This is a genomic window from Streptomyces sp. NPDC058157 (genome assembly GCF_042884105.1).
In the GTDB taxonomy this organism is placed as follows: Bacteria; Actinomycetota; Actinomycetes; order Streptomycetales; family Streptomycetaceae; genus Streptomyces.
In genome coordinates, this window is the sequence record NZ_JBHVUQ010000026.1 from 23066 (window position 1) to 44947 (window position 21882).

Genomic DNA, 21882 nt, shown 5'->3' on the forward strand with positions numbered 1-21882 from the left:
CACCGTATGTGCGGAATCGTCGGTTACATCGGCAAGCGCGACGTGGCACCACTGCTGCTGGAAGGCCTCCAGCGGCTGGAATACCGCGGCTACGACTCGGCGGGCATCGTCGTCAACAGCCCGAAGTCGGCGGCCCTGAAGGTCGTCAAGGCCAAGGGCCGCGTCCGCGACCTGGAGTCCCGCGTCCCCAAGCGCTTCGCCGGCACCACCGGCATCGCCCACACCCGCTGGGCCACCCACGGCGCGCCGAGCGACATCAACTCGCACCCGCACCTCGACGCCGAGAACAAGGTCGCGGTCGTCCACAACGGCATCGTCGACAACGCCGCCGAGCTCCGCGCCAAGCTGGAGGCCGACGGTGTGGTCTTCGTCTCCGAGACCGACACCGAGGTGCTCGTCCACCTGATCGCCCGCTCCCAGGCCGTCACCCTGGAGGAGAAGGTCCGCGAGGCGCTCAAGGTCGTCGAGGGCACCTACGGCATCGCCGTCATGCACGCCGACTTCGCCGACCGCATCGTCGTCGCCCGCAACGGCTCCCCGGTCGTCCTCGGCATCGGCGAGAAGGAGATGTTCGTCGCCTCGGACGTCGCCGCGCTCGTCGCCCACACCCGCCAGGTCGTCACCCTCGACGACGGCGAGATGGCCACCCTCAAGGCCGACGACTTCCGCACGTACACCACGAGCGGTACGACGACCACCGCCACGCCCGAGACCGTGGAGTGGGAGGCCGCCTCCTACGACATGGGCGGCCACGACACCTACATGCACAAGGAGATCTCCGAGCAGCCCGACGCGGTCGACCGCGTGCTGCGCGGCCGGATCGACGACCGCTTCTCCACCGTGCACCTGGGCGGCCTGAACCTGGACCCGCGCGAGGCGCGCGGCATCCGCCGGGTCAAGATCCTCGGCTGCGGCACCTCGTACCACGCGGGCATGATCGGCGCCGGCCTCATCGAGAGCCTCGCCCGGATCCCCGCCGACGCCGAGCCGGCCTCCGAGTTCCGCTACCGCAACCCGGTCGTGGACCCCGACACCCTCTACATCGCCGTCTCCCAGTCCGGTGAGACCTACGACGTGCTCGCGGCGGTGCAGGAGCTCAAGCGCAAGGGCGCCCGCGTCCTCGGCGTGGTCAACGTGGTCGGCTCCGCCATCGCCCGCGAGGCCGACGGCGGCGTGTACGTGCACGCCGGCCCCGAGGTCTGCGTCGTGTCCACCAAGTGCTTCACGAACACCGTCACCGCCTTCGCCCTGCTCGCCCTGCACCTGGGCCGCATCCGCGACCTGTCCGTCGCCGACGGCAAGCGGATCATCGAGGGCCTGCGCAAGCTCCCCGGCCAGATCCAGGAGATCCTGGAGGGCGAGGAGGACATCAAGAAGCTGGCGGCCGAGTACGCCGAGGCCAAGTCGATGATGTTCATCGGCCGGGTGCGCGGCTACCCGGTGGCCCTGGAGGCCTCCCTCAAGCTGAAGGAGATCTCCTACATCCACGCCGAGGCCTACCCGGCCTCCGAGCTCAAGCACGGCCCGCTCGCGCTCATCGAGCCGGCGATGCCGACGGTCGCGATCGTCCCGGACGACGACCTGCTGGAGAAGAACCGCGCGGCGCTGGAGGAGATCAAGGCCCGCAGCGGCCGGATCCTGGCGGTCGCCCACCGGGTGCAGGAGAAGGCCGACCACACGATCCTCGTCCCGAAGAACGAGGACGAGCTGGACCCGATCCTGATGGGCATCCCGCTCCAGCTGCTGGCGTACCACACCGCCCTGTCCCTGGGCCGGGACATCGACAAGCCGCGCAACCTGGCGAAGTCGGTCACGGTCGAGTAGACCCGCACCACAGTCGTACGGGACGGCCCCCGGGGAACTCCACGGGGGCCGTCCCCCTTTTCCCCCGCACGCCTTCCACCTGAACGAGGACCCCATGACCGCGCCCGGCCGCTTCGAGGAACTGATGGCCGAGGCCATGGCCGCCACCGGCCGCTTCGGCCACCGCGAGCACGTCCACCTGACCTGGCTGGCGGTACGGGCCCACGGTCCGGCGGCGACGGTGGACCTGGTCGGCGAGGGGATCCTGGCGACCGCCACCCGGGCGGGCGTCCCGGGCAAGTTCCACGCGACCCTCACCCGCGCCTGGGTCGAGCTCGTCGCCCGCGCGGCGGACGAGGGCGGGGGCGAACCCGCCCGGGACTTCGAGGAGTTCGCGGCCCGCCACCCCGAGCTCCTGGACAAGGAGCTGCCGAAGCGCTTCTACAGCGCGGCCGTCCTGGCCTCGGAGGAGGCCAAGGCCGCCTGGACCGAGCCGGACCTCGCCCCCTTCCCCCGGCAGACCCGCAGCTGAAACCCGCCGCACACGACAGGGGCGCCACCGGTGACTCCGGTGGCGCCCCTGCCCGTCGTACCGCCGCCGGCCGCACGGGCCGGCCGTTCAGCCCGCCGCGACCGCACCCCGTCCGGATGCCTTGCCGACGGCCATCGGCCAGTGCGCCAGCGAGGCCGTGGCCCCGTACCAGGCCAGCAGACCGGACACGGCCGCGACCCAGCCGCCGGCCTTGGCCAGGCCCGCGCTGTCCGCGAAGGCGCCTATGGCCAGCAGGATCAGGGCGAGAGTGAGCAGCCCGTAGACGCCCTGCCCGAACAGACCGCTCGCGGCGGCGAGCGTGAGGGTCAGCGCGAGCATCGCGAAGAGGACCAGAAACGTTCCGGCGGCCTCGTCGGACACCGTCGCGCCCGCACCCTTGGCCCAGGTGAACCAGAAGACGCCCAGGCCCGCGAACGCGGTGCCGTTGAACCCGTTGCCGCCGCGGTATTCGAGGAGGCCGAGGAGGAAGAGGGCCGCGCCGCCGACGTACATCGCGAGCGACACGGAGTTGGCGGCGGTGACACCGGAGAGGACGCCGGTGTGGCCGATACCGAACGCGAGAAGGGTGAGACCCAGGGCGATGTTCCCCAGGGTCGAAGTCGAAGCCGTGCTTCCCGCAGAGACACCATTGTCCACGGCGGGCTCCCTTCGATCTGCAGTTGTTTGCTGCGTCCCAGCAGCACTTATCTACCCTTTACGCGGGTTCACAACCGCACAACCGGAATACAGAGGGTCACGGAATGACAACGACGGGTCGCTGCGCCCGCTTGGCCAGACGCCCCGCGACCGAGCCGAAGATGCGCCCGACCAGGCCGTGGGTGGAACCCACCACGATGGCGTCCGCCGAGTACTCCCGGCCGACCTCCTCCAGCTCGTGGCAGATGTCCCCGCCCCGCTCCACCAGGATCCACGGCACCTCGGAGAGGTAGTCCGCGCAGGCGAGTTCCAGACCCAGCACCTCGGTGCGGTGGTCCGGCACGTCCACGAAGACCGGGGGCTCGCAGCCGGCCCACACCGTCGTGGGGAGCCGGTTCGCCACGTGCACGATGATCAGGCCGGAGCCGGAACGCCGGGCCATGCCGATCGCGTAGGCGAGGGCGCGCTCACTGGACGTGGAGCCGTCGAAGCCCACCACGACTCCGTGCCGGAAGGCAGGGTCGCAGGGCAGGCGTGTCTGTTCCACCGCGCGCAGGTCGCTCGATACGGAATCGGCGATGTGGTGCTTGCGCTTGCGGTCCGCGGGTTCGAAGAATTCGTGACCGGCCATGGGTGTCTCGGCGAAAAGTCCTCGGGGGAAGCGACAGGGGCGGTTTCGGCGACTCGGGCTTTCTGACGACGAGGCGGGCGTTTTGGCGACGCTGCGTGACGGAGCTCTGTCCAGGAAGCATCTTTCCAAGCCCTTACCCACCAGGGTACGGCGACACTCCCGTCCTGCACAGGGCATGCCGCCCTTGGAGAGCGTCCAAGGGAGCATGCCGGAGCGGAGCCCCCTTGGCAATGGCCGCTGTCCCCTACAGCCAGTGACGGAAGACCCTCGCGCCACCCGTGCGCGCAGTGACCGGGACCTGTGCGCGGGCGTTGGACAGGAGTCCGACCGTCCAGGAAGAGCCCGCAGGGAGTACGCCGTGCCCGGCCATCCGGTTCACCCCGTCCAGCCCGTCCAGCCCGCTCCGCCGACCCCCTCCGCCCCCTCCGCCCCCTCCGGGCGCCCCCGTCCGCTTCACCCGTCCGTGCGGTCCGGCTCGGGCCGGCCGTATGACGACCCCGCGGGTGACGTGGTGCGCTGGGCCGCCTTCAGCTGCCTGCTCGTGCCGGTGGTCCTGGTGGTCTACGGGACCTCGTACGGCGGGGCCGCCGTGGCCACCCTGGGGCTGGCCGCCGTCACCGCCGCCTGCCGGGTGCTGCTGCGGCACTCCGAGAAGGCGGGACGGGCCGCGGCCCGGGTGGCGGCGGAGGAGCCGCTCGCGCACGGGCACCGCGGCCGGCACTCCCGCAGCGGGGCCGGCACCCACCGCGGCTGCCACGGCCCCCTGGGCCCTTCCCCTCACGACTGACCGATTCGCACGTACACACCCGGCTGTTTTCAGCCAACTTCCCGACCGAACGGTCCCCTTGCCGGAATGTCCCCCCAACCCCCCTACCACCAGCGACGACAGAGCGAAGGGGGCGAAAACACCCCATGGGTACTGGCCACGACCGGATCGTGAGGTTCCTGTGCGGGTAGCGGAGTGGAACGCTTCCTGATCGAATGCTTTTCGCCAAGTTGCCAAGTCGACATAGCGCTGCGTGCTGAACTTGTCACGCCGACACCACGGGACGCAGTAGATTCGATCATGTATTTACGGCGGGGGATCCACGTGCAAGGCCGAGGGGAAACGTGCAGGTGCGACCAGACCAAGGAGTCGCGACACCCAAGGGGGGCTTAGCGCCATGAGCCAGGATTCCACCGCAGTCATCGCCGACGCGGGCAGGAAGCTCGCGGGGCGTCGCCGCAGAGAGATCGTCGCCGTGCTGCTGTTCAGCGGCGGGCCGATCTTCGAGAGTTCCATTCCGCTGTCCGTGTTCGGCATCGACCGCCAGGACGCCGGAGTGCCGCGCTACCGGCTGCTCGTGTGCGCCGGTGAGGACGGTCCGCTGCGGACCACCGGCGGACTCGAACTGACCGCGCCGTACGGACTGGAGGCCATCGCCCGTGCGGGCACGGTCGTCGTCCCGGCCTGGCGCTCCATCACCTCCCCGCCGCCGCCGGAGGCGCTCGACGCCCTGCGGCTGGCGCACGAGGAGGGCGCCCGGATCGTCGGCCTGTGCACGGGTGCGTTCGTGCTCGCCGCCGCCGGGCTGCTCGACGGCCGGCCCGCGACGACGCACTGGATGTACGCGCCGACGCTGGCCAAGCGCTACCCGTCCGTCCACGTCGACCCGCGCGAGCTGTTCGTCGACGACGGCGACGTGCTGACGTCCGCCGGCACCGCGGCCGGAATCGACCTGTGCCTGCACATCGTGCGCACGGACCACGGCAGCGAGGCGGCCGGGGCGCTGGCCCGCCGGCTCGTCGTCCCGCCGCGCCGCACCGGCGGCCAGGAGCGCTACCTCGACCGGTCGCTGCCCGAGGAGATCGGCGCCGACCCGCTCGCCGAGGTCGTCGCCTGGGCCCTGGAGCACCTCCACGAGCAGTTCGACGTGGAGACGCTGGCCGCCCGCGCCTACATGAGCCGGCGCACCTTCGACCGGCGGTTCCGCTCGCTCACCGGCAGCGCGCCGCTCCAGTGGCTGATCACCCAGCGGGTGCTCCAGGCGCAGCGGCTGCTGGAGACCTCCGACTACTCGGTCGACGAGGTCGCCGGACGCTGCGGCTTCCGCTCGCCGGTCGCCCTGCGCGGCCACTTCCGCCGGCAACTGGGGTCCTCCCCGGCCGCCTACCGCTCCGCCTACCGGGCGCGCCGGCCGCAGGCCGACGTGTCCCCCGTGTCGGAGATCTCCGGGACGGCGCTGCCGCACCAGCGGACCCCGCAGCCCCAGCGGGCCGCGGCGGCCCTGGCCGCGTCCGGTCCGAGCGTGACGGAGCTCTACGCCCCGGGCCGGGTGCTGCGCGAGCACGCGTAGCAGCCGCCGCCCGGAACATCCGGAAGACGCATGACGAAGGCCCCCCGCATCGGCCGGACACCACCGCGGGGGGCCTTCGGCATAAGGTGGGGCGCATGAACGATCGCATGGTGTGGATCGACTGCGAGATGACCGGGCTCTCGTTGACGGACGACGCACTTATCGAGGTGGCCGCGCTGGTCACCGACTCGGAGCTCAACGTGCTCGGCGAAGGCGTGGACATCGTGATCCGCCCGCCGGACGCGGCCCTGGAGAACATGCCGGACGTGGTGCGCGAGATGCACACCGCCTCCGGCCTGCTCGACGAGCTGGCCGGCGGCACGACCCTGGCCGACGCCGAGGCGCAGGTCCTGGCGTACGTGCGCGAGCACGTCAAGGAGCCGCGCAAGGCGCCGCTGTGCGGGAACTCCGTCGGCACCGACCGCGGCTTCCTGTCGCGCGACATGCCGGCGCTGGAGGGCCACCTGCACTACCGGATCGTCGACGTGTCGTCGGTCAAGGAGCTGGCGCGCCGCTGGTACCCGCGGGCGTACTTCAACAGCCCGCCGAAGAACGGCAACCACCGGGCGCTCGCGGACATCAAGGAGTCCATCGCCGAGCTGCGGTACTACCGCGAGGCGGTCTTCGTCCCGCAGCCGGGACCGGACTCGGACACCGCCAAGGCCATCGCCGCCAAGCACGTGGTCGCCGGCGAGTAGGACCGCCCGCGGCGCCTCCGGAAGGGGTACGGGGAAAGGGGGGAGCGAGCACCCTCCCGGACCCTGTACCCTTTTCTTCGGCCGGTCGTTCCACGACCGGACATGGTGGGTGTAGCTCAGTTGGTAGAGCACCTGGTTGTGGTCCAGGTGGCCGCGGGTTCGAGTCCCGTCACTCACCCTGTGGGAAGCCCCCGGTACGCGAAAGCGGACCGGGGCCTTCCGCGTTTCCGGGTCCGGCAGGGGTTCCCGGACGGGGCCGGCCGGGCTAACGTCCCAGGCAAAGGGCAACGGTGCGCGCCGGAGACACGGGAGGGTCGGCGTGCGGCTGGAGGTTGCCCCATGTCCGCACCGAAGACGTCCGAGACGGCCGGACCGTCCGTGGCCGCGCCCGCGGCGGCCGGATTCCGCGGGGTGTTCGCACTCGGCGGCACGGCCCTGCCCCTGTACGCGTTCCTCGCCCGGCTCCCCGCCGCGCTCTGCCCCATCGGAACGCTGCTGCTCATCAACGACCGCGACGGCATCGGCGACGCCGGGACCGTGGCCGCCGCCCTCTGGCTGGGCCAGGCCCTGGGCGGCCCGGTGATCGGCCGGCTCGCCGACCGGCGCGGGCACCGCCCGGTCCTGCTGGCCGCCTGCGCCGCGAACGGCCTGGTCCTGGCCCTGCTGGTGTCCGCCGTCCTGGCCGGGCTGCCGCTGGCCGCCCGGATCGGGCTCGCGGTCGCGGCCGGGCTGACCGTTCCGCAGGTGGGGCCGCTGGCGCGGGCCCGCTGGGCGCGGCTGGCCGGCCCCGACCGGGCGCTGCTGGGGTCGGCGCTGTCCTTCGACACCACCCTCGACGAGGCCTCCTTCATGGTGGGGCCCGCGCTGGCCGGGATCCTCGCGGTGACCGTGCACCCGGCCTCGGCGCTGGTGCTGGCCGCCGCCTTGATCCTGGTGTTCGGGACCCTGTTCGCCCTGCACCCCAGCGCGCCCGGGCCGCTGGCTGCGGAGGGGGCGCGGGCCGGCGTACGGCTGTGGTCGCCGGGGCTGGCCCTGCTGTTCGCGATGGCCGTGCTCCAGGGGGCCGCGTGGAGCGGGGCCAACACGGGGGTCAACGCCCTCGCGAAGTCCCTGGGCCAGGGCGGTGCGGCGGGGCTGGTCTGGGCGGCGATGGCGGTGACCAGTTCGGCCGCCGGCTTCGTGACGGTGGCCCGGCCCGGGTCGGCGGACCTGGTGACGCGGCTGCGGTGGACGATCGGGCTCCAGGCGGTGCTGACCCTGCCGCTGCTCGCGGTGACCGGGCCGTGGGGGGCTGCCGCGGCCGTCGCCGGGATCGGGCTGGCGGTGGCCCCGCACCTGATCGCCCTGTTCGGGCTGGTGGAGCGGACCGGGCCGGCGCTGCGGATGGGCGAGGCGATGACGGTGGTGGGCAGCGGCCTGATCGTCGGCCAGGCCCTGGCCGCGGCGGCGTCCGGCCCCCTGGCCGCCGCGTACGGCCACCGGGCGGCGTTCGCCGTGTCCTGCGCGGCGGTGACCGCCTCGGCGGTCCTGGCCCTCACGGCGGGCGGCAGGCTCCGGCCGGAGACCGCCTAGGCGAGGGTGCGGACCTCGGAGAGGATCTCGGTCAGCTCCTCCCCGGTCATGACCGGGGTGATCTCGACCTCGGCGTGGAAGCGGCTGAACAGGTCCCAGGTCAGCAGCGGCGCCTGGGCGCTGTCCTGGAGGTCGAAGACGATCCAGCAGGAGCGCACGCCCTCGTGGAGGCCGAAGTAGGCGGCCTCCGGCCGCATCCGGTCCATGAACTTCCTCAGGGCCTGGACCAGCGCCCCCGTCTTGATGGCCTCGTTGCTGGCGGCCGTGTCCAGGTGGGCCCTGAGCATCACCCTCATGTGCGGCTCCCTCCGTCACCCCCACCCTCCGCACGGGCCGGGGGCGCGGCAACATCTGCGCCCCCGTCCGGGCGGGGTCCGGGGCCGGGTCAGGAGGAGGGGCGGGCCGTCTGGATGTGGAAGTTGAAGTCCGCGTGCCCCAGGGTCCCCATCAGGCGCAGCCACACCGGCAGGAGCATCTCCGTGCCGCGGGCGGTCTCGATGCCGCCGAGGTCGATGATCGACGCGTCCGGCCAGCCGAAGGAGGCCAGCAGGCCGTGGACGGCCTTCTTCGCATCGGAGTCGTCGCCGGAGAGGAAGACGGTGTGCTCGCCGGGGACCCGGGCGGGGTCGACCATGATCTGGCAGTTCATGGTGTTGAGGGTCTTGACCACCCGCAGCTGCGGGAAGGTCCGCTGGATCAGCTCGCCGAGGCTGTCGTCGCCGACCGGGTCCAGGCGGGGCGGGAAGCCGTGGGAGAAGTCCAGCGGGTTCGCGATGTCGACGAGGACCTTGCCGTCGAGGTGGGCGGCGTCGGCCTCGGTCAGCGCCTCGACGCTGACCCGTCCGCCGGTGGCGTTGACCAGGGTCTCGCCGTGCCGTGCGGCCTCCGGGAAGGCGGCGAGGCCGACCGAGGGGTGGGCCTCCTGCCACGCGGCGTACTCCTCCCGGTCGAGGGTGGCCCGCGGGTCACGGGTGCCGATCACCACCTCGTGGCCCAGGGAGGCCAGGCGGGCGGCCACCGTACGGCCGACGATTCCGGTGCCGAGAACTGCGTAACGCATGCGGATGTCCTTTTCCGAAGGGTGTGACACGAGCCGTGCGCGGGATGCGGCCGGACGGCGGCGGTACTGCACACAGCCCGCCAACTGGCCCGGACCGTACGGTATTCCACGGGCGCGGCACCGGGCACGGCACCGGGCGCGGCACCGGGCACGGCACCGGGCACGGCACCGGGCGCGGCACCGGGCGCGGCCCGTCACCCCGCCGGGTCGGTCCGCTCGCCCCGGCGCCTGCCGCGTGCGCGGCGGTCGCGCCGGTCCCTGCGGCCGCCCGGGCCCCGGCGCCGGGCGCGGTCGTCCAGGGCGAGCCACACCCGCACCTCGGTCCCCCCGAGCACCGAGCGCCCCAGCCGTACGTCGCCGCCGGTGGATTCCGCGACCCGGCGCACGATGTCCAGGCCGAGCCCCGTGGAGCCGTCCCGGGCCCCGTCGTTGCCGCGCCGCAGGGCCGCGTCGGGGTCGGCGATGCCGGGGCCCGCGTCGGAGACCAGGACGATCACGGCGTCCCCCGCGTCGTGGACGTCGACCGCGAAGGGGGTGCCCTCGGGGGTGTGCCGGAAGACGTTGCCGAGCAGGGCGTCGAGGGCGGCCGCCAGCTCGGGCCGGGCCACCGGGACCCGTACGGTGCGGTCCACGCCCGCCAGCCGCACCTCGCGGCCCTCGTCCTCCGCGAGCGCGGACCAGAAGGCCATCCGGTCGCGGATCACCTCGGAGGCGTCGCAGCCGGCCGTGGCCGCGGCGGCGGCGGGCGGGCGCTGTTCGCGGGCGGTGCGGATGATGGTGTCGACCTCCCGCTCCAGCTGCTCGACGGCCGCCCGGGTGTGTTCGGCGGCCGGGCCGTCGCCGAGGGAGGCCGCGTTGAGCCGCAGCACCGTCAGCGGGGTGCGCAGCCGGTGGGAGAGGTCGGCGGCGAGTTCCCGCTCGTTGGCGAGGAGTTCGACGACCTGGTCGGCCATCGAGTTGAACGCGACGGCGGCCGAGCGCAGCTCCTTGGGGCCGTCCTCGGGCACCCGGGCCCCGAGCCGCCCCTCCCCCAGCTGGTGCGCGGCGTCGGCGAGCCGTTCGGCCGGGCGGACCAGGCGGGCGCCGAGCCGGTCGGCCACCGCCACCGAGCCGACGACCAGGGCGAGGCCGACGCCGGCGAGGATCAGCCAGGCGGTGGCGACCCCGTTGCTGACCTCGCTCTCGGGCACGTAGATCTCGATGACGGCGATGTCCCCGGAGCCGAGGGCGATGGGCTGGAGCAGCGCGGAGCCCCCGCCGGCGGCCTCGGCGGTGGTCGCCCGGCCCATGGAGCGGGTCTCGGCCACCGCGTGCGCGCCCGCCCAGCCGTCGCCGATGTCCACGGGGGCGGCGCCGCCGATGGCGGGGACGTGGACGGCCATCCGCCGGGCGGCGCCCATCTCGGTGGACTCGACGGCCTTGCGCAGCTGCACCGGGTCGGTGGTGATGGACAGGGTGGGCCCCATGGTGGCGGCCTGCCGCTCGGCGTTGGAGAAGGCCCGGTCACTGGCCATCTCCTGCACCACCAGCCCCAGCGGCACCGCGAAGGCCACGGCCACCATGGTGGTGACGGCCAGACAGACCTTGACCAGCGCCCATCTCACAGCGGCGGCTCCAGCTTCACGCCCACGCCCCTGAGGGTGTGGATGTACCGCGGCCGGGCGGCGGTCTCGCCGAGTTTGCGGCGCAGCCACGACAGGTGGACGTCGATGGTCTGGTCGTCCCCGTACGACTGCTGCCAGACCTCGGCGAGCAGCTCCCGCCGGGCCACCACCACCCCGGGCCGCCCGGCGAGGAAGGCCAGCAGGTCGAACTCCCGCCGGGTCAGGTCCAGTACGGTCCCGTCGAGTTCGGCCTGGCGGCGCAGCGGGTCGATGGCGAGCCCGCCGACGCGCAGCACCCGCGGCGGCGGTTCGGCCGCGGCGGCCTGGGAGCGGCGCAGGACGGCGGCCATCCGGGCGGAGAGGTGCTCGACGGAGAACGGCTTGGTGAGGTAGTCGTCGGCGCCGTCGTTGAGGAGCCGGACGATCTCGGCCTCGTCGTCGCGGGCGGTGGCGATGATGACCGGCACGTCGGTGATGCCGCGCAGCATCTTCAGGGCCTCGGAGCCGTCGAGGTCGGGCAGGCCGAGGTCGAGGATGACCACGTCGAACCGGTGGTGGGCGACCTCGCGCAGGGCCTCCAGCGCCGTGCCGACGCTCCGTACGGTGTGGGCGGCCTCGGTCAGGTGCCGGATCAGGGCGGAACGTACGAACTGGTCGTCCTCGACCACGAGCACACTTGCCATGGGCGCACGGTAGTCCATTCGGGCGACCCCGGGAGGTGCCGGTACGGGCTTGTGACGTGTGGTGCACTATGTGCCCTGATGCGACGAGGACTTGTACATGCCATGGCCTGGGTGGTGGCGACCGCGGCCGCCGTGACCCTGTCGTGGTGGGGTGTGCACACCGTCATGTCCGGGACGGCCTACGATCCCCCGCTCGCGGTTCCGCTGACGACCCGGCCGCTGTCCTCCTCGACGCGGGGGCCCGAGCCGGTGCCGTCGCCGTCGGCCGGGTCCGGGTCGCCGTCGGCCTCGGCCCCGCCGTCCGCGCCGGGTTCCGCGGCGCCGCCGGCCACCCCCTCGGCGCCCGCGCGGTCGAGGTCCGCCCCGCCGGCCGGGCAGCAGCGCCCGCTCCAGGAGGCCGGCGGTCAGGGCGGGTCCGGGAACGTGAAGGGGTACTCGGTCTCGGGCGGCCGGGTGGTCTTCGACCTCGGCGCCTCCTCCGCCGCCCTGGTGTCGGCGACCCCGGAGGCGGGGTGGCGGGTGCAGGTGTGGAAACAGGACTTCTGGATCCGGGTCACCTTCACCCGTGACGGCCGCGAGGTGTCGGTCTTCTGCACCTGGCACGACCACCCGCCGACGGTGGAGACCGTCGACCCGTAGCCCCTTAGCGGAACACCGAGGCCGGCGGCTGTGGCGAGGCGGTCGCCGAGGCGTCGGAGACGGGGGTCGCGCCGCCGGTGAAGTCCTGCAGGGCCCGGCCGTGCTCCACCCGGCCCGGGTGCGGGTCGCTCGCCACGCGGCGGGTGAACTCCGCGACCGGCAGCTCCCGGTCGGAGGCCACGAGCACCGCATTGCCGAAACGTTTCCCCCGCCAGACGACGGGATCCGCGGCCAGCGCGAGCCGCTCGAAGCGGGAGGCGGCGGTGGCGACCTGGCCCCGCAGGTGCGTCAGCGGCGGCCCGTCGGCGAGGTTGGCCACGTACCACCCGGTGGGCGACAGCGCCCGGCGCACGTCGTCCAGGAACTCGGCGCTCGTCAGGTGCGCCGGGGTGCGGGCCCCGCTGAACACGTCGGCTATGACCAGGTCCGCCCAGCCGTCCGGCACCTTCGCCAGCCCCGCCCGCGCGTCGACCGCCCGGACCCGGACCCGCGCCTGCGGGTCCAGCGGCAGGTGTTCCCGTACGAAGGCCACCAGGGCCGCGTCGATCTCCACCACCTGCTGCGCGGAGCGGGGGCGCGCGGCGGCCGTGTAGCGGGCCAGGGTGAAGGCGCCGCCGCCCAGGTGCACCACGTTCAGGGGCTGCCGGGCGGGGGCGGCGAGGTCGATCAGGTGGCCGATGCGGCGCTGGTAGGCGAAGTCCAGGTGCCCGGGGTCGTCCAGGTCGACGTGGGACTGCGGCGCCCCGTCGATCAGCAGGGTCCAGGCCCGGGCGCGCTCGCGGTCCGGGGCCAGCTCGGCCAGGCCGCCGCCCACCTGTCCGGTGACCGGTTCGGCGGTGCCCCGCCGGGCCCCGTCGCGGTTCCTGCCCTTGTCCCTGCCTGCGCCCTTGCCTGCCACGCCCCCATTATCGCTGGCCAGAGCTTCACCGGCAGTTGTCGGCCGCCTCGATCAGCCGGGCCGCCTCGCCGAGCGCCGCGCGCAGCACCTCCGGATCGGTGACCGGCCCCACCGCCTCCGGCGGCAGCAGCCAGCCCGTGCCGCCCGCGGTCGGCGCGGCGGCCAGGTCGCCGAAGCGCATCCCGCGCCCGTTGGTCTGCGTACAGGCACTGCCCGGCAGGTCCCAGGCGTCGGCGGTGCCGGGCGGGACCAGGAAGCCGAGGGTGTCGCCGGAGCAGTCGTGCAGGACCGGGCCGACCGCGGGCACCGCCTGCCCGGCACCCCGGCGGATGATGTCCACGGCCTCCAGCCCCTGGCGGACCGAGACCGTCACCAGGTCCGGCGCCGGGAAGGGGGCCGGGGCCGGCGCCAGGGCCGCGACCGGGGCGGTGAGCGGGGTCGCGCCGGCGTCGGGCGCGGTGTTCGTACCAATGCTGTCCATGCCGGCCTCCACCAAGGGGAACCCCTCCTCGATCCGTATCCGCATGGGTTCAACGCGGCGAAGCGTCAACAGGTGCGGCGGCAAGACGCCGCAAAGGATGGCAGTTCATGGCGGATCGCGGGTGAGATATCCGTTTTGTAGCCAAACACCGCGTGGGGGCCCCCTCGCTGGCGGTACGTTCATGCGCGCCGGAGCACCCGACTCCGGGGCGAGCGTGTCCAGAGAGGCAGCGTCCATGGCGGCGTCACCCCACTCACCCAACTCCAGCTTCCGGCGGCTGCGCGGAGCGCACTCCCCGGCCGAGTTCGCGGCCATGGTGCGACGGGCCGCACGGGAGATCGGCGAAACGGTTTCCTGCGACGCCCGCTACATCGGCCGCGTCGAATCGGGCGAGATCCGCTGCCCCAACTACGCCTACGAGCGGGTCTTCCTCCACATGTTCCCCGGCCGCACCCTGGCCGACCTGGGCTTCTCCCCCCGCGAGGCGGTCCGCGGACGGGCCGCCCAGCGCGCCCTGCCCACCCCGCCGGTCTTCACCCACCTCATCCACCGTTCCAAGGAGAGCGACGTGCTGCGCCGCGCGTTCATGGCGGGCGGCTCCGCGACCGTCGCGGCCGCGACCCTCAGCCTCACCCTGCTCGGCGACAGCCGCCGCATCCCCGCCCGCGCCGGCGAGGCCGAGGCCGCCGCCGTCGAGGACGCCGTACGCCAGATCCGGCTGCTGGACGACCGGCACGGCGCCGACGCCCTCTACCGGCGGGCCGCCCAGCCCCTGCGCACCGCCTACGCCCTGCTCGACGCCGGGGCCACCCGGCAGTCCACCGAGGACCGGCTGCACGCGGGAGCCGGGGAGCTGGCCGTCTCGGTGGGCTGGCTGGCCCACGACTCGGGCCGCTTCGAGGACGCCCGCTCGCACTACGCCGAGGCCCTGGCCACCGCCCGGGTGGCGGGGGACGCGGGCCTGGAGGCGCACGCCTTCAGCAACATGGCCTTCCTCGCCCGGGACTGCGGCCGCCCCCGCGAATCGGTACGGGCCGCCCAGGCCGGCCGGCGCGCGGCCCGCTCGCTGGGCTCGCCCCGGCTGCTGTCGCTGCTGGCGCTGCGGGAGGCGGGCGGCTGGTCGGGGCTCGGCGACCGGCGGGCCTGCGAGGAGGCGCTGACCCGGGCGCACACCGAGTTCGCCCGGGGGGCGTGCGCCGCAGACCCGGAGTGGATGTCCTTCTTCGGCGAGGCCGAGCTGGAGTCCCTGGAGTCGCGCTGCTGGGCGGCGCTCGGGGAGCACGCCCGCGCGGCCCGGCACGCCCGCCGGGCGGCCGACCTCCAGGACCCGCACTTCGCGCGGAACGTGGCCCTCTACACCGCGGAGCTCGCCGGCGACCTGGCCCACGCCGGGGCGCCCGACGAGGCCGCCTGGGCGGGCGGGCGGGTGCTCGACCTGCTCGCGGAGGTCCGGTCGACCCGGATCCGCTCCATGCTGGCGGGCACCGCCCGCACCCTGGTCCCGCACCAGCGCTCCCCGCGCGTCGGCGCCTTCCTGACCCGCCACGCCCAGGCCTGAACCCGGCCGGCTGCGGCCAGGGGGCGCCTACCCGTCCAGGTGTCCGGTGTCGTTCCAGCGTTCCAGGGCCGGCGCCCCGTACGCCCAGCCCAGGACCGACAGGGAGGTCGGGTCCAGCCGGATGCGCGCGCCGAAGGAGGCCTCGAAGCCCAGCCAGCGGGCGGCGAGGGTGCGCAGGACGTGCCCGTGCGCGAAGACCAGGACGTCCCGCTCGGCGGAGCGGGCCCAGGCGACCACCTCGTCCGCGCGGGCCGCGACGTCGGCGACGGACTCCCCGCCGGGCACCCCGTCGCGCCAGATCAGCCAGCCCGGCCGGACCGCCTGGATCTCGGCCGGGGTCATCCCCTCGTAGTCGCCGTAGTCCCACTCCATGAGGGTGTCCCACGGCTCGGCCCGCACCCCGAAGCCCGCCAGGTCGCAGCTCTCGCTCGCCCGGACCAGCGGACTGGTGCGCACCTCCAGTCCGCGCAGCGAGGCCCAGGGCTCACCGGCGAGCCGCTCGCCCAGCCGCTTCGCCCCCTGCCTGCCCTCCTCCAGCAGGGGCACGTCCGTCCGTCCGGTGTGCTTGCCGAGCAGGGACCATGCCGTCTGGCCGTGGCGGGCCAGCAGGATGCGGGGGGCCATCTGTGTTTCTCCCGGTCCGTGGTGGTTCGCCCTGGCATGCGCGAATCCGTCGTCCCCCCATCATCGCCCGCCCGCGCACCCGGACCGGGCCGGGGCGGCCCCGGCGGCGAGAATCGGTCCGTTTCGGCCGTAGGTCCACGATTGTCAGTGGCGGATGGGACACTTCCGCCCGTGAGCTCCTACCCGCCCAGCGGCCCGCCCCAGACGACGACACTGCGGCAGCGGCTCGCCGACCTGCGCGGCCCCGCCGTGCCGCCCCGTCCGCTCGACGCCCGGGCGCTCGCCGCGCTCGCCGCGAACCCGGGCTGCGGCAGACGGGCGCTCCTCGACGGCGCCGGAGTGGACAAGACCGCCCTGGCCGCCGCGCTCGGCACACCGGCCGCTTTCGGCCAGTCCCAGTTCGCGATCGTCCGCGGGAACTCCTTCGAGGCCAAGGTCAAGGGCGACGGCGGGGCCGAACTGCTGCGCCTGGTGCACTCCCGCCTCGGCGCCGCGGCGGAGCCGCCCGGCCCCGACGCCCGGGTGCCCGACCTCACCGCCGCCGGACCGGAGGGCCGGGCCGCCCGAACCGCGCTGGCCCTGCGCGAGGCGACGGCCGCGCGGACCTGGACCCTGCTCGACCATCCGATGCTGGCCCTGGAGGTGGCGGGCACCCCCGCCTACCTGGAGCCCGACGCCGTCGTGGTGCACCCCGACGGCCGCTGGACCGTCGTGGAGATCAAGTCGTTCCCGATGATCGACGGGGCCGCCGACGCCGCGAAGGTGGGCGCCGCCGCCCGGCAGGCCGCCGTGTACGTGCTGGCCCTGGAGCAGACCGCCGCGAAGCTGTCCGGCGCCGAGGTCGACCACCGGGTCCTGCTGGTCTGCCCCAAGGACTTCTCCAACCTGCCCACCGCCGAACCGGTCGACGTCCGCCGCGAACGGGCCGTCACCCGTCGCCAGCTGGCGCGGCTGACGCGGATCGAGGACCTGGCCGCCGGCCTGCCCGAGGGCCTGTGCTTCGACCCCGCCCGTCCCGCCGGCGAACTGACCGAGGCCGTCGCCGCGGTCTCCGCCGCGTACGCCCCCGAGTGCCTGGCCGCCTGCGAGCTGGCCTTCCACTGCCGCGAGCGCTCCCGCGCCGCCGGGGAGCCCGCCGCGCTCGGCCGGTCCGTACGGGGCGAGCTGGGCGGTCTCGGCAGCATCGAGGGGGCCCTCGCGGCCGCCTCCGGCGCGGGCCCCGACGGCGACCCCACCGCGGACGCGCTGCACCGGGCGGCCCGGCTGCGCGCCGAGGCCCTGGAGCAGGCCGCCGCCCGACCCCCGTACCAGGCCCCGGAGACCCCCGAATGCCCCTGCTGAGCACCCTCGCCCGGCTGGAGGCGGTCCGCGCGGGCCGCGCCCGGCCGCTGGCGACCGTACGCCACCGCCACCTGGGCGCCGAGCCGCTGGTCCTCGTCCCGCTGACCACCGCCGGTGAGGCCGGGGCCCCGCTCGGGGCGATGCTCGGCACCGACCGCAACGAGCCGCGGATCCTCGTCATACCGCAGCCCCGCGACCGGGACCTGCGCTGGGAGTTCCTCGGCGAGCTGGCCCGGCTGCTGATGCCCTACATCGAGGGCTACGAGGACGTCGTCGAGCCCGCCGAGCGGACCGAGACCGACCCGGAGACCGGCAAGCGGACCAAGGTCGAGGCCGAACTCTGCGTGGACGCGCCGCAGATCGTCGTCCCCAGCCGGGCCGGCATCGAGTACGTACGGCTGCTGGGCCGGTCCATGCGGTTCCGCCGGACCGCCGAGGAGGACCCCGAGAACCCGTACCCGGCGCCCTCCCGGGTCCCGCTGATGGGCCGCTGGTTCACCCACCTCGCCGAACGCTCCCGGGTGCCCGGCTCCTCGATGCTGCTGGCCGCCACCGACCTGCTCTCCCGGCACTGGGCGACCGGCCAGAGCAACCTGGAGGACCAGCACCTGGGCTCCCTCCTCGCCTGGATCGCCCCGCCCGAGGGCGTCTCCGGCGCCGAGTGGGCGCTGCGGATGGAACTCGGCCGGGACCAGGAAGGGCAGCTGCTGTGCCCGCCGGCCGGCCCGGCCACCGACCCCGCCTTCGACAACCGGCTGCTGGCCCCGGCGATCGCGAAGTTCGACGCCGCGCGCGCGGCGGGCGAGCCCCGCGACGGGGACACCGCACGGCTCGCCGAGCGGGCGGTCCGCCGGCTGGTCCTGGCCCAGATGGAGAACACCTGGTGGCAGACGTGGGAGGCGATCGACCTGCTGCGCGCCCTGCCGCCGGGCGAGCGGGTCGAGGAGCGCTGGACCCGCGACCGGTGGTCCTTCACCAGCCACCGCGACCGGGTGCGCGCGGGCGAACCGCCGCAGCCGCGCCGCGACGACGCGGTCACGGCCGCCCAGAAGCTCGCCACGCGGGAGACCGAACAGGTGCGCCTCGACGCCCAGGAGGCGCTGGACGACCCGCTCGTCATGGCGGACCGGCGGTTCGCGGGCGAGGCCTTCGCCGGTGAGGTCACCGAGGTGACGATGGAGTGGACCGAGGGCAAGCGGCCCCGCCCGCGCCCGCTGCTGACGGTGGCCACCGACGACCGGCCGCAGCTCGCGGACGAGGGCGGCGGCAAGGTGTTCCGCTCGCTGGACGGCCGCCAGCAGGCCTTCGAGTTCGCCGGCCGCGAGGAGGACGGGCGGCTGCTGCTGCGGGTCCTCGACAAGATGGGCGCGGGCCGGGAACCGGTGGCGGGCTCGGTGCCGGAGAAGGGCGACCGGCTGTGCTGGACCCTGTTCGAGCACGACGCGCGCGGCGGCCCGAAGCTGCCCGACCCGGAGAACACCCCGTGGACGCACGGCGGCCCGCCGGGATCCGCGACCGCCCCCGCCCTGGACGCCGTGACCGACGAGGACCTGCTGTGACCACCGCCTTCGACCCGGGCGCGGCCGCCGACCGGGCGACCGCCGCCATCCTCCACGACACGCTGCACGGCACCGAGCGGGGCGTGGTCGTCGACTCCCCGCCCGGGGCCGGCAAGTCGACGCTGGTGGTGCGCGCGGCCCGGGAACTGGCCGCCGCCGGGCGCCGGCTGATGGTGGTCGCGCAGACCAACGCGCAGGTGGACGACCTGGTGCTGCGGCTCGCCGCCAAGGACCCGGAGCTGAAGGTCGGCCGGCTGCACAGCAGCGACGCCGACGCCTACGACCCGGCCCTGCGGGAGCTGCCCTCGGTCACCCTCTCCGCCAAGCCGGCCGACCTGGCCGAACTCCCCGTCACCATCTCCACGGCCGCGAAATGGGCGTACGTGCGGGCGGAGCCCTGGGAGCACGCGATCGTCGACGAGGCGTACCAGATGCGCTCCGACGCGCTGCTGGCCGTGGCCGGGCTGTTCGAGCGGGCGCTGTTCGTCGGTGACCCCGGGCAGCTGGACCCGTTCAGCGTGGTCGGCGCGGAGCAGTGGGCCGGGCTGTCCTACGACCCCTCCGCCTCGGCGGTGAGCACCCTCCTCGCCCACAACCCCCAGCTGCCGCAGCACCGGCTCCCGGTGTCGTGGCGGCTCCCGGCGACGGCCGCGCCGCTGGTCTCGCGCGCCTTCTACCCGTACTCGCAGTTCCGCAGCGGGACCGGTCCCGGCGAGCGGCGGCTCGCGTACGGGGTCCCGTCGGACGGCTCCGGCCCGGACCGGGTGCTGGACGAGGCGGCCGAGGCGGGCTGGGGCCTGCTGGAGCTCCCGGCCCGGCACACCCCGCGCACGGACCCGGAGGCGGTGGGGGCGGTGGCGCTGGTGGTCCGCCGCGCGCTGGACCGCGGGGCGGTCACCTCGGACGAGCAGTCCCCGGCCCCCGCGCCCCTGACCCCGTCCCGGATCGCGGTGGGCACCGCGCACCGCGACCAGGCGGCGGCCGTCCGCTCGGCCCTGGCCGCCCTGGGCGTCACGGGCGTCACGGTGGACACCGCGAACCGGCTCCAGGGCCGCGAGTACGACCTCACGGTGGTCCTCCACCCCCTGTCGGGCCGCCCCGACGCGACCGCCTTCCACCTGGAGACGGGCCGCCTGTGCGTCCTGGCCTCCCGCCACCGGCACGCCTGCGTGGTGGTCGCCCGGGCGGGCATAGCGGAACTCCTGGACGACCACCCGTCCACGGAACCGGTCCAGCTGGGCGCGACCATCAAGTTCCCGGACGGCTGGGAAGCCAACCATTCGGTCCTCGCCCACCTCACCGAACACCGCGTGCCCTGGCGGCCCTGACCCCGGCCACGCGGGCCGGCCCCGGCAACGCCGGACGGAGTCCGGCCCGCCGCCGGAGGCGGCCGAAGAACACAGCCCCGGACGGCTGGGAGGCCAACCACTCGGTCCTCGCCCACCTCACCGAACACCGCGTGCCCTGACGGCCGTAGGGGCTACCCCCAGCCGGGCGGGAGGAGGTCCCAGGAGCTGCGGCCGAGCCACTCGCCGAAGGTGACCGGCCCGGCTCCGCCGCCGTGGTCGAGGGAGAGCGGGACGATGCGGTCGCAGCTGGCGCGGCCGTCCCACCACACGGTCCCGGCCAGCGGACCGGTCACCGCCAGCAGGGTGGCGAAGCCGCAGCCGTGTTCTTCCAGGAGCACGGCGCCCGCGGTCCGCCACTCCTCGAACTCCTCGCATTCCGCGTCCCAGGCCTCCCAGGCCGCCTGGTGGGAGGCCTCGTCCGGGTAGTCCGCGGCCAGGGGCTCGCGCGCCCACAGCGCCGCGTCGGCCCCCGTGTAGGAGTCGGGGTGCGGGAAGGGCACGGGCAGCAGGTCGGGCCGCAGCCGCCGGTCGCCCGGCCACCGCCAGCCCGCCTCCGTCCGCACCACCCGGTGGGCGGCCCCGTCGGCGGCGTCGCGCAGGTAGGCGCGGTACTCGTCGGGAAAGCGGATCCCGAGCCCGCGCTCGGCGTCGGCCAGTTCGTCCTCGGTCATCGGCCGACCCTACTTGCGGGTGGCGCCGAAGGTGCGGCGGAGGGTCTCGCCGACCTCGGCGAAGGTGCGCAGCTGATCGGGGGTCAGGACGTCGATCAGGTGGCGGCGTACGGACTCGACGTGCCGCGGGGCCGCGTCGGTGATCGCGTCCACACCGTCGCCGGTGAGCACCACCTCCGCGCCCCGGCCGTCGCAGGCGACCTCCTCGCGGCGCACCAGGCCGCGCTGTTCCATGCGGGTGAGCTGGTGGGAGAGGCGGCTGCGGGACCAGCTCATCAGGCAGGCGAGCGCGGTGATGCGCATGCGGTGGCCGTCGGTGGAGCCGAGCACCGACAGGACGTCGTAGTCGGCTTCGGAGAGCGCGCTGTCCTGGTGCAGGTCGCGGGCGATCTCGGCGTTGACGAGGGGGAACATCCGGCGCCAGGCGTACCAGGCGTCCTGTTCGGACTCGGTGAGCCAGCGGGGGTGGGCGGACTCGGGCACTTCGGTCATGGGGGCAGCCTAACCAGGTTGGTGACACATCACCTACCTAGTTGACATATCACGCACCATCGAGTTGTCTACGTGACACATCAACAACAAGGCTGCACCAGCACCATCACCTCCGCACCGAACGGGAGTTCGCGCCATGACCCGCCTGCACGTCATCTACGCCGCCCACCGCCCCACCTCCGCCGGCGGCCCCCTCGCCCGCTGGGTGGCGGACCTCGCCCGCGAGCACGGCTCCTTCGAGGTGACCCCGGTCGACCTCGCCGAGGTGGCCCTCCCGTTCCTGGACGAGCCGGAGTTCCCCTCCAGCGGCAACTACACCCACCAGCACACCCGCGACTGGAGCGCGCTCATCGAGCCGGCCGAGGCGTTCCTGTTCGTCCTGCCGATGTACAACGGCGGCTTCACCGCGCCCTTCAAGAACGCCGTCGACTTCCTCTACGCCGAGTGGCAGGGCAAGCCGGTCGGCATCGTCAGCTACAGCGCGGGCGGCACGGGCGGCACCCCGGCCGCCGAGATGCTGCTGCCGGTGCTCACCCAGGTCGGCATGGTGCCCGCGGCCCGCTCGGCGGCGGTCCCCGGCGTCCTCGGCCTGCTCGGCGCCGACGGCTTCGCCGCGCCGGAGGGCCTGGCGGCCGAGGTGTCGGGCGTGCTCGACGACATCGCCGCGCTGGTGAAGGAGCCCGCCACGGCGTGA

Annotated in this window: 23 protein-coding genes and 1 tRNA gene; 13 read left to right on the forward strand and 11 right to left on the reverse strand. The window is 74.4% G+C overall.

Translation table 11 applies throughout. The features are described 5' to 3' along the window. Positions 1-6 precede the first annotated feature (6 nt). Together glmS and ACFVXK_RS09585 are read left to right on the forward strand one after the other, a co-directional pair. Entirely contained in the window at positions 7-1824 is a 1818-nt protein-coding gene (gene glmS / locus ACFVXK_RS09580; RefSeq protein WP_389610944.1) for a glutamine--fructose-6-phosphate transaminase (isomerizing), read from the forward strand. Between the two features lie 94 nt (positions 1825-1918). Next, on the forward strand, positions 1919-2335 hold the full coding sequence (locus ACFVXK_RS09585; protein WP_389610945.1) for a hypothetical protein: 417 nt from the start codon (positions 1919-1921) through the stop codon (positions 2333-2335). An 87-nt stretch (positions 2336-2422) separates the two neighbouring features. Here the strand turns inward: ACFVXK_RS09585 and ACFVXK_RS09590 are convergent, their stop codons facing one another. Both ACFVXK_RS09590 and ACFVXK_RS09595 read right to left on the reverse strand, forming a co-directional pair. Continuing rightward, complete coding sequence (locus ACFVXK_RS09590) at positions 2423-2992, reverse strand: acetate uptake transporter (RefSeq protein WP_389610946.1); 570 nt, start codon at positions 2990-2992, stop codon at positions 2423-2425. A gap of 97 nt (positions 2993-3089) precedes the next feature. Then, positions 3090-3623 (reverse strand): universal stress protein, encoded by a 534-nt coding sequence (locus ACFVXK_RS09595; RefSeq protein ID WP_389610947.1) that lies wholly within the window; start codon positions 3621-3623, stop codon positions 3090-3092. A 463-nt stretch (positions 3624-4086) separates the two neighbouring features. On the opposite strand from ACFVXK_RS09595, the gene ACFVXK_RS09600 reads away from it, so the two are divergent. From ACFVXK_RS09600 to ACFVXK_RS09620, 5 genes are all read left to right on the forward strand, one after another. Continuing rightward, entirely contained in the window at positions 4087-4410 is a 324-nt protein-coding gene (locus ACFVXK_RS09600; RefSeq protein ID WP_389610948.1) for a hypothetical protein, read from the forward strand. Between the two features lie 376 nt (positions 4411-4786). Beyond that, the gene (locus ACFVXK_RS09605; protein WP_079427153.1) at positions 4787-5959 is read left to right on the forward strand and encodes a helix-turn-helix domain-containing protein; all 1173 of its coding nucleotides are present in this window, start codon (positions 4787-4789) and stop codon (positions 5957-5959) included. 95 nt (positions 5960-6054) lie between these two features. Continuing rightward, positions 6055-6657: an oligoribonuclease gene (gene orn / locus ACFVXK_RS09610; RefSeq protein ID WP_358896135.1), complete on the forward strand. Its 603-nt coding sequence runs from the start codon at positions 6055-6057 to the stop codon at positions 6655-6657. Positions 6658-6762: 105 nt separating this feature from the next. Next, positions 6763-6835, forward strand: a tRNA-His gene (locus tag ACFVXK_RS09615). A gap of 161 nt (positions 6836-6996) precedes the next feature. Next, the gene (locus ACFVXK_RS09620; RefSeq protein ID WP_389610949.1) at positions 6997-8229 is read left to right on the forward strand and encodes an MFS transporter; all 1233 of its coding nucleotides are present in this window, start codon (positions 6997-6999) and stop codon (positions 8227-8229) included. Here the strand turns inward: ACFVXK_RS09620 and ACFVXK_RS09625 are convergent. The 4 genes from ACFVXK_RS09625 to ACFVXK_RS09640 form a co-directional block, all read right to left on the reverse strand. After that, entirely contained in the window at positions 8226-8525 is a 300-nt protein-coding gene (locus ACFVXK_RS09625; RefSeq protein WP_389610950.1) for a DUF3303 family protein, read from the reverse strand. The two genes, ACFVXK_RS09620 and ACFVXK_RS09625, sit on opposite strands and share 4 nt — an antisense overlap. Positions 8526-8614: 89 nt before the next feature. After that, the gene (locus ACFVXK_RS09630; RefSeq protein WP_389610951.1) at positions 8615-9289 is read right to left on the reverse strand and encodes an NADPH-dependent F420 reductase; all 675 of its coding nucleotides are present in this window, start codon (positions 9287-9289) and stop codon (positions 8615-8617) included. Between the two features lie 194 nt (positions 9290-9483). Then, on the reverse strand, positions 9484-10893 hold the full coding sequence (locus tag ACFVXK_RS09635) for a sensor histidine kinase (RefSeq protein WP_389610952.1): 1410 nt from the start codon (positions 10891-10893) through the stop codon (positions 9484-9486). Then, entirely contained in the window at positions 10890-11576 is a 687-nt protein-coding gene (locus ACFVXK_RS09640) for a response regulator transcription factor (protein ID WP_389610953.1), read from the reverse strand. The genes ACFVXK_RS09635 and ACFVXK_RS09640 overlap by 4 nt, the downstream gene beginning before the upstream one ends. A gap of 78 nt (positions 11577-11654) precedes the next feature. Between ACFVXK_RS09640 and ACFVXK_RS09645 the strand changes: the two genes are divergently transcribed. After that, positions 11655-12215 carry a hypothetical protein gene (locus ACFVXK_RS09645; RefSeq protein WP_389610954.1) on the forward strand — a complete coding sequence of 187 codons (561 nt, stop codon included), beginning with the start codon at positions 11655-11657 and terminating at the stop codon, positions 12213-12215. Between the two features lie 4 nt (positions 12216-12219). On the opposite strand, the gene ACFVXK_RS09650 is transcribed toward ACFVXK_RS09645, so the two are convergent. Together ACFVXK_RS09650 and ACFVXK_RS09655 are read right to left on the reverse strand one after the other, a co-directional pair. Then, positions 12220-13113 carry a spermidine synthase gene (locus ACFVXK_RS09650; RefSeq protein WP_389610955.1) on the reverse strand — a complete coding sequence of 298 codons (894 nt, stop codon included), beginning with the start codon at positions 13111-13113 and terminating at the stop codon, positions 12220-12222. 25 nt (positions 13114-13138) lie between these two features. Beyond that, positions 13139-13594 carry a hypothetical protein gene (locus tag ACFVXK_RS09655; protein WP_389610956.1) on the reverse strand — a complete coding sequence of 152 codons (456 nt, stop codon included), beginning with the start codon at positions 13592-13594 and terminating at the stop codon, positions 13139-13141. A gap of 235 nt (positions 13595-13829) precedes the next feature. Between ACFVXK_RS09655 and ACFVXK_RS09660 the strand changes: the two genes are divergently transcribed. Beyond that, a complete protein-coding gene (locus ACFVXK_RS09660; protein ID WP_389610957.1) occupies positions 13830-15152 on the forward strand; it encodes a tetratricopeptide repeat protein in 1323 nt (440 codons plus the stop codon). 27 nt (positions 15153-15179) lie between these two features. On the opposite strand, the gene ACFVXK_RS09665 is transcribed toward ACFVXK_RS09660, so the two are convergent. Beyond that, positions 15180-15776 (reverse strand): histidine phosphatase family protein, encoded by a 597-nt coding sequence (locus tag ACFVXK_RS09665; RefSeq protein ID WP_389610958.1) that lies wholly within the window; start codon positions 15774-15776, stop codon positions 15180-15182. A 171-nt stretch (positions 15777-15947) separates the two neighbouring features. Between ACFVXK_RS09665 and ACFVXK_RS09670 the strand changes: the two genes are divergently transcribed. The 3 genes from ACFVXK_RS09670 to ACFVXK_RS09680 are packed head-to-tail and all read left to right on the forward strand — an operon-like array spanning position 15948 to position 20004. Then, positions 15948-17117 (forward strand): hypothetical protein, encoded by a 1170-nt coding sequence (locus ACFVXK_RS09670; RefSeq protein WP_389610959.1) that lies wholly within the window; start codon positions 15948-15950, stop codon positions 17115-17117. Further along, the gene (locus tag ACFVXK_RS09675) at positions 17105-18676 is read left to right on the forward strand and encodes a hypothetical protein (RefSeq protein ID WP_389610960.1); all 1572 of its coding nucleotides are present in this window, start codon (positions 17105-17107) and stop codon (positions 18674-18676) included. Before ACFVXK_RS09670 ends, ACFVXK_RS09675 begins: the two co-directional genes overlap by 13 nt. After that, positions 18673-20004 (forward strand): AAA domain-containing protein, encoded by a 1332-nt coding sequence (locus ACFVXK_RS09680; RefSeq protein WP_389610961.1) that lies wholly within the window; start codon positions 18673-18675, stop codon positions 20002-20004. The genes ACFVXK_RS09675 and ACFVXK_RS09680 overlap by 4 nt, the downstream gene beginning before the upstream one ends. A gap of 152 nt (positions 20005-20156) precedes the next feature. Here ACFVXK_RS09680 and ACFVXK_RS09685 read toward each other — a convergent pair whose 3' ends face one another. Further along, positions 20157-20696, reverse strand: coding sequence for an SMI1/KNR4 family protein (locus ACFVXK_RS09685; RefSeq protein ID WP_389610962.1), 540 nt, complete (start codon positions 20694-20696; stop codon positions 20157-20159). Positions 20697-20705: 9 nt separating this feature from the next. After that, positions 20706-21188: a MarR family winged helix-turn-helix transcriptional regulator gene (locus ACFVXK_RS09690; protein ID WP_389610963.1), complete on the reverse strand. Its 483-nt coding sequence runs from the start codon at positions 21186-21188 to the stop codon at positions 20706-20708. 136 nt (positions 21189-21324) lie between these two features. On the opposite strand from ACFVXK_RS09690, the gene ACFVXK_RS09695 reads away from it, so the two are divergent. Then, positions 21325-21882, forward strand: a complete 558-nt coding sequence (locus ACFVXK_RS09695) for an NADPH-dependent FMN reductase (protein ID WP_389610964.1) — start codon at positions 21325-21327, stop codon at positions 21880-21882.